The following is a 12611-nucleotide window of genomic DNA, read 5'->3' as shown; positions in this document are numbered from 1 at the left end:
GGATTACATTCGGCGCAAGCGACGCGCGAAGATCACGTCAGGCTTGGCGAGGCGACAGCAACGCCGTCGACGCCGTCTCGATCCGCTCTTCCAGCACCGTCATGAACTCGGCGCGCTTCAGGCCGGCGGGGATGGCCGGCAGGAATTCAAACACCACCGTGCCCGGATAGCGCCGGAAGCCGTGGGCAGGCCAGTGGACGCCCGAGTTGGTGGCGATCGGGGTGCAGGGGACGTCGAGGTCCCGATACAGGGCGGCGATGCCGGGCTTGTAGTCCGGCGCGGCGCCGACCTCGGCGCGGGTGCCTTCCGGGAAGATCAGGATCTGACGGCCCTCGGCGTGGCGGGCTCGGGCCTGTTTCACCATGTCCTTCAGCGCCTTGGCATGGGCGGAACGGTCGACGGCGATCATCTTCGTCTTCCAGGCGAACCAGCCGAAGAAGGGCAGGGGCATCAGCTCCTTCTTCATGATGAAGCAGTTGTCCGGCAGGACCGCGAAGGGGGCGATGACGTCCAGCATGCCCTGATGCTTGCCGGCCATCAGGGTCGCGCCCTCGGGACGATGTTCGAGCCCCCGGAACTCGACCTTCACCCCGGCGATCCATCGCAGACCGAACAGAACGAATTTCGACCAGCCCCGGATCACCCACATGGCCGGGCGGTAGGGCAGCAACAACGCGGGCGACAGGCCGACGGCGAACAGAGCCATCGACAGGTAGAGCCAGACGACGAACAGCAGGGAGCGGACGGTGGTCACGTCAGGCGGCCTTTTCCTGCGCCGCATCGGCGGCGGCCGGAGCGTCGTCCGAGAAGCGGTTAAGCGCCGCGCGGCCGAGGGCGGCCAGGTATTTCACATACTCCAGCGTCATCCGCCGCGCGGTCACGGCGGCGCGCCACCAGCGCGAGTCGTCCAGCGACGGCGTCTCGACCGCATAGGGGGTCAGCGCGACGCCCGGCGCAGCGGCCCGGATCTCGGTCAGGGCGCGGGGCATGTGATAGTCCGAAGTGACCACGATCAGGCTGTCGTAGTTCTTCGCCTTCGCCCAGGCCGCAATCTCCTGCGCATTGCCGATGGTGTCCATCGCCTCGAAGCCCAGGTCGACGCAGCAGTTGAACAGGCGGCTGGAGCCGGGGGTCAGGGCGCGTAGCTCCTGACGGCGGACCTCGCGGTTCACGCCCGAGATCAGCAGGCGTTCGCCCTTGTCCTGCTCCAGCAGGCGGATGGCGGCGTTGACCCGCTCGGGCGAGGGGCCGGTCAGGGCGACGATGGCGTCGGCGCGCGCGGGCTCCTGCGACGGCGCGTAGCCGCGCACCCGGTCCGCGAACACGAACAGACCGATCACCCAGATCAGCGCCAGAATGGCGATGAAGGTCAAAAACTTCATGGTCTTATCTAATCACGCCCCTTGAGCCGCGCCAGCGCCGTGAAGCGCGCCGCAACAAGCGCCACCGTAGCGACGATCAGGGGGCAAGGCGAGAGGATCAGAACGTCCGTCCACGCCACAGGCAGGGCGGGCGTCACCCCGTCCGATCCGCCAAGGAAGCGCAGCAGGGCGACCAGCCCCATCGCCGCCACCGCGCCCGCCGCTCCGCCTCCGGCAGCCAGCAGGGCATGGCGGCGCTGGTACAGGCCTGCGATCCGACTGTCGGAGGCGCCGTTGAGGCTCAGGGTCTCGATCACGGTGCCCTGCGCCGCCATCCCGGCCCGCGTTGCATAGACGACGGCCGCGCCCGCCGCTCCGCCGGTCAGCAGGAAGGCGGCGATGGCCAGGGCGGTGATCAGCCCGGCGGAGCGCTCCACCTCGCCGCGCCACAGGCTGTGGTCATCGACGGTGGCGTCCACCCCGGCGGTGGCAAGCGCGCGGCTGAGGCTGACCGCGCTGGCCGGCTGGTCTCGGTCCAGCCGCACGGTCACCAGCCAGGGCAGGGGCAGGTCGGGCAGGACGGCGTCGCCGATCCACGGCCGCAGCAGGGCCTCGGCCTTCTTGCGGTCCAGCACCTCGGCCTCGGCCACGCCGGTGACCCCGCTTAGGGTCTCGGCGGCGCGAGCGGCGGCAGCGGCCCCGGTCTCGCCCACGCGGGGACGGACCTGCACGGTCGCCTCGGCCCGTAGCGAGCGCGCCCAGCCGTGGGCCGCGCGGTCCGCCGACAGGGCACCGACGGCCGACAGGCAGGCGAGGAAGCACAGGACGGCGATCACCGCCGCCAGCCAGGGTTCGCCCCCGGCCTCGCGCGGCAGGATTGGATCGCGACGGTTCAGCAGACGGCCGATCATGCCTCGCCTCCGGTCAAGCGTCCGCCCTCGAGCCGCAGGACGCGTGCGCCGGACCGCTCGGCCAGCGCCTCGTCGTGGCTGGCGATCAGCACGGTGGAGCCCAGCTTGTTCAGCGCCTGAAACAGCTTCAACAGCCGCTCCCCCATGCGGGCGTCGACGCTGCCGGTCGGTTCGTCGGCCAGAATCAGGTCGGGGCGGGTCACCACGGCGCGGGCGATGGCGAGGCGCTGTTTCTCCCCGCCGGACAGGGCGGGCGGGTGAACGTCCATCTTCTGGCCCAGCCCGACCCAGGTCAGCATTTCCTCGGCGTCCGGCCCCCAGACCTCGTCCTTCACCCCGGCCAGACGCAACGGGAGGCCAACGTTGTCGTAGGCGGTCAGGTGGTCCAGCAGGCGGAAATCCTGAAAGATCAGCCCCATCCGGCGGCGGAAATGCGGGATGGCCGAGCGCGGCGCCGATCCGGCGTCCTCGCCGAACACCTCGACAGTGCCCGACTGTGGCCGTTCGGCCAGCGTCAGCAGCTTCAGCAGCGTCGACTTCCCGGCTCCGGACGGCCCGGTAAGAAAGTGGAAAGAGCCCGCGGGCAATGTGAGGTTAACGTCCCGCAGTACGCGAGTCGTTTCCGCATAGCCGAAACCCACGCCCTGAAGGCGGACGGTGTCGGGCACGGAGGCGGCATCGGCGGCGCGGCGGGTCGAGGTCGGCATTGTTTTTGGGTCAGGACGCGGCGCGAACGCCGCGACGGGAGGGGGCGAAGAGCCTCGCAGTCAGCGACATGATACTGACCTGCCCGTCCTGCGCCACCAGCTATTTCACCCCCGATGAGGCGATCGGTCCCGGCGGCCGCACCGTGCGGTGCAAGTCGTGCCAGCACACCTGGCGTGCGACGCTGGATGAGCCGCTGGAACTGTCGGCCACCGCCGCGCCGGCCGAGCCGACCAGCTTCGCCGCCGTGAAGGACGAACCGGTCGTCGCCGAATCACTCGCCGAGACCCCGGCCCCGGAACTGCCCAAGGCCTTCCGCGCTCGCGCCGAGCAACAGCGCCGCATCCGTCGCGCGGCGACGCACGGCGTGGTCTGGGCGGGCATCGCCTCGGGCTTCGCCGCCCTGATCGGCGCCGCGTGGCTGTTCCGGGTCGAGGTGGTCGAGATGGCGCCGCGTACAGCCGCCGCCTATGCTGCTGTCGGCCTGACGGTGAACCCGACCGGACTGGATTTCGAGGCCATCACCGCCCGCCCGCTGCCCAACGATCCGGGCAAGGTGCTGGTTTCCGGCGCCCTGCGGAACGTGCGCGACAATGAGCGGATCGCCCCGCCGGTGCGCGTCGCCCTGCTGGACTCACATGGCGCCGAGATCGGCCATGCAGTGGTGCGTATCGACGCCGCTCCTGTGCTGCCGGGCAAGGTGCAGGGCTTCGCCACCGTAATCCCGGACCCGGGCGCGCGCGGGCAGGGCATCGGCGTCGACTTCGTGCTGGACGCCGCAGCCGCTCATGCTCCCTTGCATCACGACCCCGCCCCAGCCCGTCGCGTACCGCCGGCCGCGGACCACGCCCCCGCCGCCGCCGTGCATGCGCCGGCCGCCACGGTTCAGGCGTCTGACGGGCTGCGCCCGGCCATCGCGCCCGGTCCGGTCACGCCGGTCAGCCTGACGCCGATCGACGCCGTGCCCGTAGACTCGCACGCCCCCGCCGCTGTATCGGCGGGACATGGCTGACGCGACTCCCACGCCCACCGTCCTGCTTCCCGAATCCGAGGTCCAGCGCATCGTCGCCGACCTCGCCGCGCAGATCGCGCCCGTCATCGACGACGAGACCGTCGCCGCGGTCCTGCTGACCGGCGGCCTGTGGTTCGCCGCCGACCTGACGCGGGCCCTGTCGCGCATCGGCCGCAACGTCCGCTTCGACGCCCTGTGGCTCGCCTCCTACGGCGACGAACAGTCCAGCCGCGGCAAGATCGACATTTATGCCGACTTCCAGCGCCCGATCGAGGGCCGCCGCGTCCTGATCATCGACGACGTCTTCGACACCGGCCTGTCGCTGGCCGAGGCGGTTCGGATCGCCAAGGAAAAGGGCGCGTCGGAGGTCCTGACCGTCGTCTTCGCCAAGAAGCCTTGGCCGCTGCCCCGAGCGCCTGAGCCGGACTTCGTCGGCTGGGACGCCCCGAACCGCTTCCTCGTCGGCTACGGGCTGGACCACGCGGGCGCGCTGCGCGGGCTGCCGGACGTTTGCGCGCTGGACTGAGCTGTCCGGTGAAGAGTGCTGGTGAGCAAGAAGTGAGCTGTAGCGATTAAGCGGTGAGGCCAAGACCGCTCACCACTCGCTCACCAGCACTCGTCACTCCAACCATTCTGCCTTGGGCTCCCGCGCCCACATCTCGTCGTAGGACGGACGCGGCCGGACCACCGCCCAGCGGTCGCCGTCGACCAGAACCTCGGCCACCAGCGGGCGGGAGTTGTACTCGCTCGACAGGACCGCGCCGTAGGCTCCCGCGCTGAGGAAGGCGACCAGATCGCCGGCCCGCAAGGGCGGCAACTGACGATCTCGGGCAAAGATGTCGGTGGACTCGCAGATAGGGCCGACGAGATCGTAGGGACCCATCTCGCCCTCACGGGGCGTCACGGGCACAAGGTCGTGGAAGGCCTCGTACAGCGCCGGGCGCATCAGGTCGTTCATGCCGGCGTCCAGCACGAGGAAGCGGCGGCCGTCGGCGCGCTGGTTCACCTGGATGACGCGGCTCAACAGCACGCCGGCGTTGGCGGCCAGCAGGCGGCCGGGCTCGAAGGCCGCCTCGACGTCCAGACCGTCCAGCACGCGGGCGCACATGGCGACATAGTCGTCGATCGACGGCAGGTCCGTCTGGCCGTGATAGGGCACGCCCAGGCCGCCGCCGAGGTCCAGACGCTCGACCGGGTGCCCTTGCCCGCGCAGGGTTTCGGCGACCTGACGCACGGTGCGGAAGGCGGCCTCCATCGGCTCCAGAGCGGTGATCTGGCTGCCGATGTGGCAGGCCAGCCCGACCGGGGTCAGATGGGGCGAGGCGATGGCGCGGGCGTAGAGGGGGATGGCCTCCTCGATCGGCACGCCGAATTTGTCGGTCTCGCCGCCGGTCGTGATGCGGGCGTGGCCCCCGGCGCCGATCTTCGGATTGACCCGGATGGCGATGGCCGGCGCGACGCCCTTGGCGGCGGCCACGGCGATCAGCCGGTCCAGCTCCGCGCCGCTCTCGATGTTGATCTGGCGCACGCCGACGTCGATGGCGAAGGCCAGTTCGGCGTCGGTCTTGCCCACGCCCGAGAAGATGATCCGGTCACCGGGAATGTCGGAGGCCAGCGCGCGACGGATCTCGCCCTCGGACACCGTATCGGCGCCGCAGCCCAGCTTCGCCAGCGTCGCCAGCACCGACAGGTTGGAGTTGGCCTTGACCGCAAAGGCGATCAGCGCGCCGGCGCCCAACTGCTTTGGATGCCGGTCCACCGCCTGCCGCAGCAGGCTGTAGTGCCGGGTCAGGGTCGCGCTGGAATAGACATAGGTCGGCGTGCCGACGGTCGTCGCGATGCGCTCGAGCGACACGCGCTCTGCGTGGAGCGCGCCGTCGATCAGGTCGAAATGGTTCACTGAAGGATCCGGGGAGGATCAGCCCGGGCGGTTGCCGGGGCCGTCATAGGGGTTGGACGACGGACCGCCGTCGATGGGCTGGGTGCGGTTCGGGCGGTTGACCGTGCTCGGCTCGGGCAGACCCGGCGCATTGCCCGGGCGCATGCCGCGCTCGGTCTGGCGCGCTGGCGGGGCGTCGAGGTCGGCCATGCGACCGCAGGCGGCCGTGGAGGCGGCGATCAGGGCGAGCGCGCCCAGCACAATCAGCTTTTTCATCCCAAATCCCCTTACGCGAGACGCGTCTTCCAGTCGGCGATACGCGCGCGGACCTGATCCGGCGCTGTGCCGCCGAAGCTCTGGCGACTGGCGCAGGAGGCCTCAGGCGTGAGCACCTTGTAAACAGCCTCGGTGACGCGGGCGTCGAGGGCCTGCAGTTCCGCCAGCGGCAGTTGCGACAAATCCACGCCCAGCGCCTCGGCCTTCTTCACCGCCGCGCCCGTCACATGGTGCGCCTTGCGGAAGGGCAGATTGAGTTCGCGCACCAGCCAGTCGGCCAGATCGGTAGCGGTCGAGAAGCCCGCGCCGGCGGCGGCGGCCATCCGCTGCGTGTTCGGCTGCAGGGCGGCGACCATGGCGGTCATGGCCCCCAGCGCCAGATCCAGGGCGTCGAAGGCCTCGAACACCGGCGGTTTGTCCTCCTGCATGTCCTTCGAATAGGCCAGCGGCAGGCCCTTCATCACCGTCGACAGGGCGACGAACGAGCCCATGATCCGGCCGGTCTTGGCGCGGACCAGTTCGGCGGCGTCCGGATTGCGCTTCTGCGGCATGATCGACGAGCCGGTGGTCAGGTCGTCGGGCAGGGTCACGAAGCCGAACATCGGCGTCATCCAGACCACGATCTCCTCGGCCAGACGCGACAGGTGACCGGCGCAGATCGAGGAGGCGGCGAGGCTTTCCAGCGCGAAGTCGCGATCCGAGACGGCGTCCAGCGAGTTGCCCATCGGCCGGTCGAAGCCCAGCTCTTTCGCCGTCATGTGCCGGTCGATCGGGAAGGGTGACCCGGCCAGGGCCGCGGCGCCCAGCGGGTTCTCGTTCATCCGCGCGCGGGCGTCGGCGAAGCGGCCGGCGTCGCGGCCGAACATCTCGACATAGGCCATCAGGTGGTGGCCCAGCGTCACCGGCTGTGCGGTCTGCAGGTGAGTGAAGCCCGGCATCAGGTCGCCGGCGTGCTGTTCGGCGCGGGCCAGCAGGGCGCGTTGCAGGCCCTGAAGCTGGACGATCTGCCGGTCGCAGGCGTCGCGGACCCACAGACGGAAATCGGTGGTGACCTGGTCGTTGCGGCTGCGCGCGGTGTGCAGTCGGCCCGAGGGCTCGCCGATCAGCTCGTTGAGGCGCGCCTCCACATTCATGTGGATGTCCTCGAACTGGTCGCGGAACGGGAATGCGCCCGATCGGATCTCGCCCTCGATCGTATCCAGTCCGCCCAGAATGGCGTCGGCGTCGGCCTGTTCGATGATGCCTTTCGCCGCAAGCATGCGGCAATGCGCGCGCGAGCCCGCCAGGTCCTGGGCCCACAGGCGCTGGTCCACGCCGATGGAGACGTTGATCGCCTGCATGATTTCGGCGGGCTTCGCGGAGAAGCGGCCGCCCCACATGTCTTGACCTTTCACCGTCTGCTCGGCTTTGGTCGCGGGATCGGAAGGCGTCTGGTCGGGCATGAAAATCTCGAAGGCAGTATTCGGCATCGCTGCGGGCGTGCTGCTGATCGGCGTGATCGGCGGAGCGGCGCTGCTATACGCCAATCCCGGCCTGATAAACAAAGGCGACGTGGCCGCGCCGGAGGCGAAAAGCGAACTGGCCCGTTTCGCCACCGGTTCGATCGCCCGACTGGAGACCCCGGCCGAGCTGGTCGCCGCGACCGACTATGTCTTCAAGACCCGCGATGGCGCCGATGCGCGCCTTCAGGATTTCCGCGGCAAGGTGGTCGTGGTGAACCTGTGGGCCATGTGGTGCGCCCCGTGCCGCACCGAGATGCCGACGCTGGCGGCCCTGTCGCAGGCCTATCAGGGGACCGACGCCGTGGTCCTGCCGATCAACGTCGATGCGACCGAGGATGCGATCGCCGACGCGACCAGCTTCATCGACGTGCACGAGCCGCTGCCGATGTACAGCGACCCGAAATTCCAGTTGCCGTTCGAACTGCCGGGCAAGGGCAAGATGCCCCAGACGATCCTGCTGGACCGTCAGGGGCGGATCCGCGCCCACTTCTCTGGCGAGGCGGACTGGGCCAGCCCCGAAGCACGCGCCCTGGTGGATGCGCTGCTGGCGGAGCCGGCTGCAGCCTGACCCCTTAGTTGGCCGGGACGCGCTGGTCCGTCGCCGGGTCGACCGCGCCCGGACGGCCTTCGGCGGCGGCCTCCGCTTGATTTTGCTCGAGCGTGTTTGCAGCCGCGCCTGCGCCGCTCTCGACAGCTTGGGCGGCCTTCATGGCGCCGGACTCGATGACTTCACCGGCCTGTGCAGCGACGTCGCCGGCCTGATCGGCGGCCACGGCGGCGTCGGCCTCGGCCTGCTCGGTCTCGGCCTGGGTGCAGGCGACGGCGCCGATCGACAGGGCGGCGACGGCGGCGATGGTGATGATACGGGTGCGCATGGGAATGCCTCCTTCCAGCGTTGAACCTTCGCGGTTAACGCAGCCGTTCCGATGCGGTTGCGGGGTGCGACGGCTGGACATCCCTCACCGGCGCAGGGAAACCTTGATGTCGGGGGAAACGAGAGACGGGCCGTGATAGAAGCGTTGAGGGCATGGATCGACCGCCGGCTCAGCCGCGGCGCGACACCGCCGCGCGGCCTGCCGCCCGGCGTCGACGAGGTGCGGCTTCTGAAGAGCGCGAACGCCCTGAAGCTGGCGGAACTGGCCGGGATCATCGGCGCGCTGGACCAGTCGATCGTCGCCATGCGTTCGCTCGAGGCAGACCGGGCTCAATCGAGAGCATCGACCGACCCTGTCACGGATCTCGCGCTCCTGCGTTTCGCCATCGTCCAGTTCGTCGACTGCTTCACCGCCCGCAGGGGGTCCGCGCGCCTGACGCCCAAAAAGGCCTTCGACGAAGCGGGGGTGAAGTTCTTCGGGTATGTGGTGGAGTTCGCCAACCAGCTCAGCGGCGCGCACGCCCGCGTCGTCGGCGAAACCGAGACGGTCGTGCTGCTGAAGCGATCGGGCGAGCGCGCCGGAGTGATCGGCCTGACCACGCGAGCCCGTCGCCCCGAACGTCTGACCCGCCCGGAATTGGCCAGTCTGGCGGCTTTTATGGAGACGGGGCGCGCCGCCTACGCCGGACTTTTCGACGACACGCGACAGAAGGTCATGGACGAGGTCGAACGGATGACCTCCGACGGGCTGTTGTCACTCGAACGGCGGGAGTCGTAGCGGGACGTTCAGGCCTGTGCCGGCGTCGCGCATGCGCCTTGCCGCGCAGCCCACCAGCCGAACGGCCGGGTCGTCGTGCCGGGCCGGAACGTGGCGCGCGCGTCGATGGCGCGCTTCTGGATCGGTCGGGTTTCGGAGTTCGAACCGTTCATGACCTGCACCTTGATCCCGCTATCTGGCCGGATTTCGTCTGCATTCTGACATGACGGTGGTTCTCGAAGCGTGAACCGCAGCGCGGTGAAAGGAGGTGCGGCCCGGCGGACCGCACCCTCGTCTCTCAACCTTGCGGGACGAGACACACCACGAAAATCTGGGGATCGGGGCAGGTCCAGTAGCCTCCCGCGTCGGTGTTGGTGAAGAAGCATCCGTTGCGCGACAGGCATCCGTCCGCCGCCACGATCTGGGTGCGCTGGATGATCTGGGTCGTCGGCTTTGCGGGCGCGGGCATGGCGATAAGGACGAACGCAGCAGCGACGGTGAGTATTCTCGGTCCGAACATGTTGGTCTCCTCCAGGCCGACGGTTTGTCGGTCGCGCAAGGAGGAAGCGGCTGTGCGATCCGCACAATCAAATATTCCGTGTAATTACAGTGATATGTGATTATTCTGTCGCGATTTGTGGCTCTCTGTAATGTCTCAACGTCGAGCGGATGGCGAGTGTCTGCTGCCGTATCGTTTGCTGGTGGTTGTCGCGCGTCGTCCGGACGCATAGGTGCAACCCATGACCTTGATCGATCGCCTTTCGCTGGATGTCCCGATCGTTCAGGCGCCGATGGCCGGCGTGTCGACGCCGGCCATGGCCGCTGCGGTCTCGAACGCCGGCGCGCTGGGCTCGATCGCCGTGGGGGCGGCAGATCCGGCGGGAGCCGACGCTACGATCAGCGAGCTTGAGGGGCTCACTGACCGGCCCTTCAACGTGAACCTGTTCGTCCACGCGGCGCCCGTGCCCGATGCTGAAGTCGAGGCAGGCTGGCTGAACGCCCTCGCGCCGACCTTCCGAGCCTTCGGCGCCGAGCCGCCGCCGGCGCTCCGGACCATCTATCAGAGCTTCAATGACGACGACGCCATGCTGCGGGTGCTGGTCGAGCATGCGCCACAGGTCGTCAGCTTCCACTTCGGCCTGCCTGACGAGGCGCGCGTCCGGGCGCTGAAGGCGGCCGGCTGCCTGCTGATCGCCTCCGCCACGTCGCCGGAGGAAGCCCGGCTTTGCGTCGAGTCTGGCATGGATGCGGTGGTGGCCCAGGGCTACGAGGCCGGCGGCCACCGCGGCGTCTTCGACCCTGACGCCGACGACGCACAGCTTGGAACGCTGGCGCTGACCCGCCTGTTGGTTCGTCAGCTCGATGTCCCTGTGATCGCGGCTGGGGGCATCATGGACGGGCAGGGCGTTCGCGCTGCCCTCGACCTGGGCGCCGCTGCGGCCCAGCTCGGCACGGCCTTCATCGCCTGTCCGGAGAGCGCCGCCGACGCGGCGTATCGCACCGTCCTGACTAGCGACGCCGCCCGTCACACGACGATTACCCGCGCCATCTCCGGCCGCCCCGCTCGCTGCCTGCGCAATCGTTTCACCGAACTGGGTGAAACCCTCGATGCCAGCGTCCCCGCCTATCCGATCGCCTACGACGGCGGAAAGGCGCTGAACGCCGCCGCGAAGGCCGCCGGCGAGACCGGCTTCGGCGCCCAATGGGCCGGCCAGGGCGCGCCTCTGGCCCGGGGGATCCCGGCCGCCGAGCTTGTGGCGGTGCTGGCGCGCGAAATGGCGATCTGAGGAAGTGGTGGCTGGAGGCGGGCTCGAACCGCCGACCTGTGGGTTATGAATCCACCGCTCTAACCAGCTGAGCTACCCAGCCCCGTTTGACGAACGTGTCAGTCGAGTTCCGGCGGGAACTGGTTTGTCCGCCGGAGAAGAGGCGTGCCTATAGAGGCGTCGGGGGCGAGGATCAAGCGGCTATTCGACGGGTCGATCCGCCGCATGCCGGTGACGCGCGAAGCGGGGAACGGTAACGATAGCTGCGCCGTTTCGCGGCCGACCGTTTCGAAGGAGTCCGACCATGCGCCTGCTCGCCCTCGCCGCCACCGTATCCGCCCTGACGCTGGCCGCCGCCTGCGGGGCCAATGGACAGGACGCGCCCGCCGCCGGCGAGCCGCTGGAGACCCGTCCCGCCAATGCGCCGACCCAGGCGCCGGCCTTCGAGGGCCAGACCCGCGCGCCGGGCGTGCGTACTGAACAGGCGCTGGCCCATTCGGTCGTGGCTTCGGGGCTGGAGCATCCGTGGGGCCTCGCCCTGCTGCCGGACAATCGCTGGCTGGTGACCGAGCGCCCGGGCCGCCTGCGCATTGTCACCGCCCAGGGCCAGGTCGGCGAGCCGATCGCCGGTTTGCCGGCCGTCGCCGCGCGCGGGCAGGGCGGTCTGCTGGACGTCGCCGTCGGCCCGACCTTCGCGCAGGATCGACTGATCTACTGGAGCTATGCCCAGCCGCGCGAAGGCGGCAACGGCACGGCCGTGGCGCGCGGCCGCCTGTCGGACGACGGGACGCGGGTCGAGAACGTCGAGGTGATCTTCGTCGCCCAGCCGACCTACGACGGCGACAAGCATTTCGGCTCGGCCCTCGCCTTTGACCGTCGGGGGCATCTGTTCATCACCCTGGGCGACCGCTCGGACGCGCCGATGCGGCCGCAGGCCCAGGATCTGGCCTCGCACATGGGCAAGACCATCCGCATCAACGCCGACGGCTCGGTCCCACAGGACAACCCCTTCGTCGGTCGCGAGGGCGCGTTGCCGGAGATCTGGTCGATCGGCCACCGCAACATGCAGGGCATCGCCGTCGCCCCGAACGGCGACATCTGGACCAATGAGCACGGCACCCGCGGCGGGGACGAGATCAATCTCGACCGCGCCGGCCTGAACTACGGCTGGCCGAACGCCGCCTACGGCATCGAGTATCGCGGAGGCCCGATCAACTCCGGCGCCACCACGGCCGAGGGCACTGAACAGCCCAATTACTACTGGGATCCGGTCATCGCGCCGGGCGGCATGACCTTCTACGACGGCGCCATGTTCCCGAGCTGGCGCGGCAACCTGCTGGTCGCGGGCCTGAAGGAGAAGCGCATCTCGCGTCTGGTGATCGAGAACAACCGCGTGGTCGGCGAGGAGTATCTGCTGACCGATCTGGGCGAGCGGGTCCGCGACGTGGCCGTCGCCGCCGACGGCTCGGTCTGGGCCATCACCGACGAGGAAAACGGCAAGCTGGTCCGGCTGGCGGCGCGGTAGAGGAACTGATCGACCCCTCCGTCCCGGCGCGCGAGCGCGCCGG

At 69.5% G+C, this 12611-nt stretch carries 16 protein-coding genes and 1 tRNA gene; 6 read left to right on the top strand and 11 right to left on the bottom strand.

What is annotated here, in order from left to right:
• Positions 1-37: 37 nt before the first annotated feature.
• The 4 genes from ABDZ95_RS14460 to ABDZ95_RS14445 are packed head-to-tail and all read right to left on the bottom strand — an operon-like array spanning position 38 to position 2979.
• The gene (locus ABDZ95_RS14460) at positions 38-754 is read right to left on the bottom strand and encodes a lysophospholipid acyltransferase family protein (RefSeq protein WP_343794675.1); all 717 of its coding nucleotides are present in this window, start codon (positions 752-754) and stop codon (positions 38-40) included.
• 1 nt (position 755) lies between these two features.
• Entirely contained in the window at positions 756-1382 is a 627-nt protein-coding gene (locus tag ABDZ95_RS14455) for a YdcF family protein (RefSeq protein ID WP_343794674.1), read from the bottom strand.
• A gap of 8 nt (positions 1383-1390) precedes the next feature.
• Entirely contained in the window at positions 1391-2272 is an 882-nt protein-coding gene (locus ABDZ95_RS14450) for a cell division protein FtsX (protein ID WP_343794673.1), read from the bottom strand.
• Positions 2269-2979 (bottom strand): cell division ATP-binding protein FtsE, encoded by a 711-nt coding sequence (locus ABDZ95_RS14445; RefSeq protein ID WP_343794672.1) that lies wholly within the window; start codon positions 2977-2979, stop codon positions 2269-2271. The genes ABDZ95_RS14450 and ABDZ95_RS14445 overlap by 4 nt, the downstream gene beginning before the upstream one ends.
• A 68-nt stretch (positions 2980-3047) precedes the next feature.
• Here ABDZ95_RS14445 and ABDZ95_RS14440 point away from each other — a divergent pair, with 68 nt between their 5' ends.
• Both ABDZ95_RS14440 and ABDZ95_RS14435 read left to right on the top strand, forming a co-directional pair.
• Entirely contained in the window at positions 3048-3989 is a 942-nt protein-coding gene (locus ABDZ95_RS14440; protein ID WP_343794671.1) for an MJ0042-type zinc finger domain-containing protein, read from the top strand.
• The gene (locus ABDZ95_RS14435; RefSeq protein ID WP_343794670.1) at positions 3982-4515 is read left to right on the top strand and encodes a phosphoribosyltransferase; all 534 of its coding nucleotides are present in this window, start codon (positions 3982-3984) and stop codon (positions 4513-4515) included. The genes ABDZ95_RS14440 and ABDZ95_RS14435 overlap by 8 nt, the downstream gene beginning before the upstream one ends.
• A 93-nt stretch (positions 4516-4608) precedes the next feature.
• Here ABDZ95_RS14435 and lysA read toward each other — a convergent pair whose 3' ends face one another.
• From lysA to argH, 3 genes are read right to left on the bottom strand one after another with little or no spacing between them, the layout of a single operon-like run.
• Positions 4609-5889: a diaminopimelate decarboxylase gene (gene lysA, locus ABDZ95_RS14430; RefSeq protein WP_343794669.1), complete on the bottom strand. Its 1281-nt coding sequence runs from the start codon at positions 5887-5889 to the stop codon at positions 4609-4611.
• Between the two features lie 18 nt (positions 5890-5907).
• Positions 5908-6144, bottom strand: coding sequence for a hypothetical protein (locus ABDZ95_RS14425; protein ID WP_343794668.1), 237 nt, complete (start codon positions 6142-6144; stop codon positions 5908-5910).
• 11 nt (positions 6145-6155) lie between these two features.
• Positions 6156-7523: an argininosuccinate lyase gene (argH, locus tag ABDZ95_RS14420; protein WP_343794747.1), complete on the bottom strand. Its 1368-nt coding sequence runs from the start codon at positions 7521-7523 to the stop codon at positions 6156-6158.
• Between the two features lie 61 nt (positions 7524-7584).
• Here argH and ABDZ95_RS14415 point away from each other — a divergent pair, with 61 nt between their 5' ends.
• Positions 7585-8214 (top strand): TlpA family protein disulfide reductase, encoded by a 630-nt coding sequence (locus ABDZ95_RS14415; RefSeq protein WP_343794667.1) that lies wholly within the window; start codon positions 7585-7587, stop codon positions 8212-8214.
• A gap of 4 nt (positions 8215-8218) precedes the next feature.
• Here the strand turns inward: ABDZ95_RS14415 and ABDZ95_RS14410 are convergent, their stop codons facing one another.
• Positions 8219-8521 (bottom strand): hypothetical protein, encoded by a 303-nt coding sequence (locus ABDZ95_RS14410; protein ID WP_343794666.1) that lies wholly within the window; start codon positions 8519-8521, stop codon positions 8219-8221.
• A 132-nt stretch (positions 8522-8653) separates the two neighbouring features.
• Here ABDZ95_RS14410 and ABDZ95_RS14405 point away from each other — a divergent pair, with 132 nt between their 5' ends.
• Positions 8654-9298 carry a hypothetical protein gene (locus tag ABDZ95_RS14405; protein ID WP_343794665.1) on the top strand — a complete coding sequence of 215 codons (645 nt, stop codon included), beginning with the start codon at positions 8654-8656 and terminating at the stop codon, positions 9296-9298.
• A gap of 8 nt (positions 9299-9306) precedes the next feature.
• Here ABDZ95_RS14405 and ABDZ95_RS14400 read toward each other — a convergent pair whose 3' ends face one another.
• Both ABDZ95_RS14400 and ABDZ95_RS14395 read right to left on the bottom strand, forming a co-directional pair.
• Positions 9307-9450, bottom strand: a complete 144-nt coding sequence (locus ABDZ95_RS14400) for a hypothetical protein (RefSeq protein WP_343794664.1) — start codon at positions 9448-9450, stop codon at positions 9307-9309.
• Between the two features lie 125 nt (positions 9451-9575).
• Positions 9576-9797: a hypothetical protein gene (locus ABDZ95_RS14395; protein ID WP_343794663.1), complete on the bottom strand. Its 222-nt coding sequence runs from the start codon at positions 9795-9797 to the stop codon at positions 9576-9578.
• 220 nt (positions 9798-10017) lie between these two features.
• Between ABDZ95_RS14395 and ABDZ95_RS14390 the strand changes: the two genes are divergently transcribed.
• A complete protein-coding gene (locus ABDZ95_RS14390) occupies positions 10018-11064 on the top strand; it encodes an NAD(P)H-dependent flavin oxidoreductase (protein WP_343794662.1) in 1047 nt (348 codons plus the stop codon).
• A gap of 5 nt (positions 11065-11069) precedes the next feature.
• Here ABDZ95_RS14390 and ABDZ95_RS14385 read toward each other — a convergent pair.
• Positions 11070-11146, bottom strand: a tRNA-Met gene (locus ABDZ95_RS14385).
• 201 nt (positions 11147-11347) lie between these two features.
• Between ABDZ95_RS14385 and ABDZ95_RS14380 the strand changes: the two genes are divergently transcribed.
• Positions 11348-12568: a PQQ-dependent sugar dehydrogenase gene (locus ABDZ95_RS14380; RefSeq protein ID WP_343794661.1), complete on the top strand. Its 1221-nt coding sequence runs from the start codon at positions 11348-11350 to the stop codon at positions 12566-12568.
• The last annotated feature ends 43 nt before the right edge of the window (positions 12569-12611 follow it).

Origin of the sequence: Brevundimonas kwangchunensis, from assembly GCF_039523815.1 — a bacterium.
Lineage (GTDB): Bacteria > Pseudomonadota > Alphaproteobacteria > Caulobacterales > Caulobacteraceae > Brevundimonas > Brevundimonas kwangchunensis.
The sequence above is the reverse complement of the archived record's forward strand: the minus strand, read 5'-3'. Positions and strand labels throughout refer to the sequence as shown.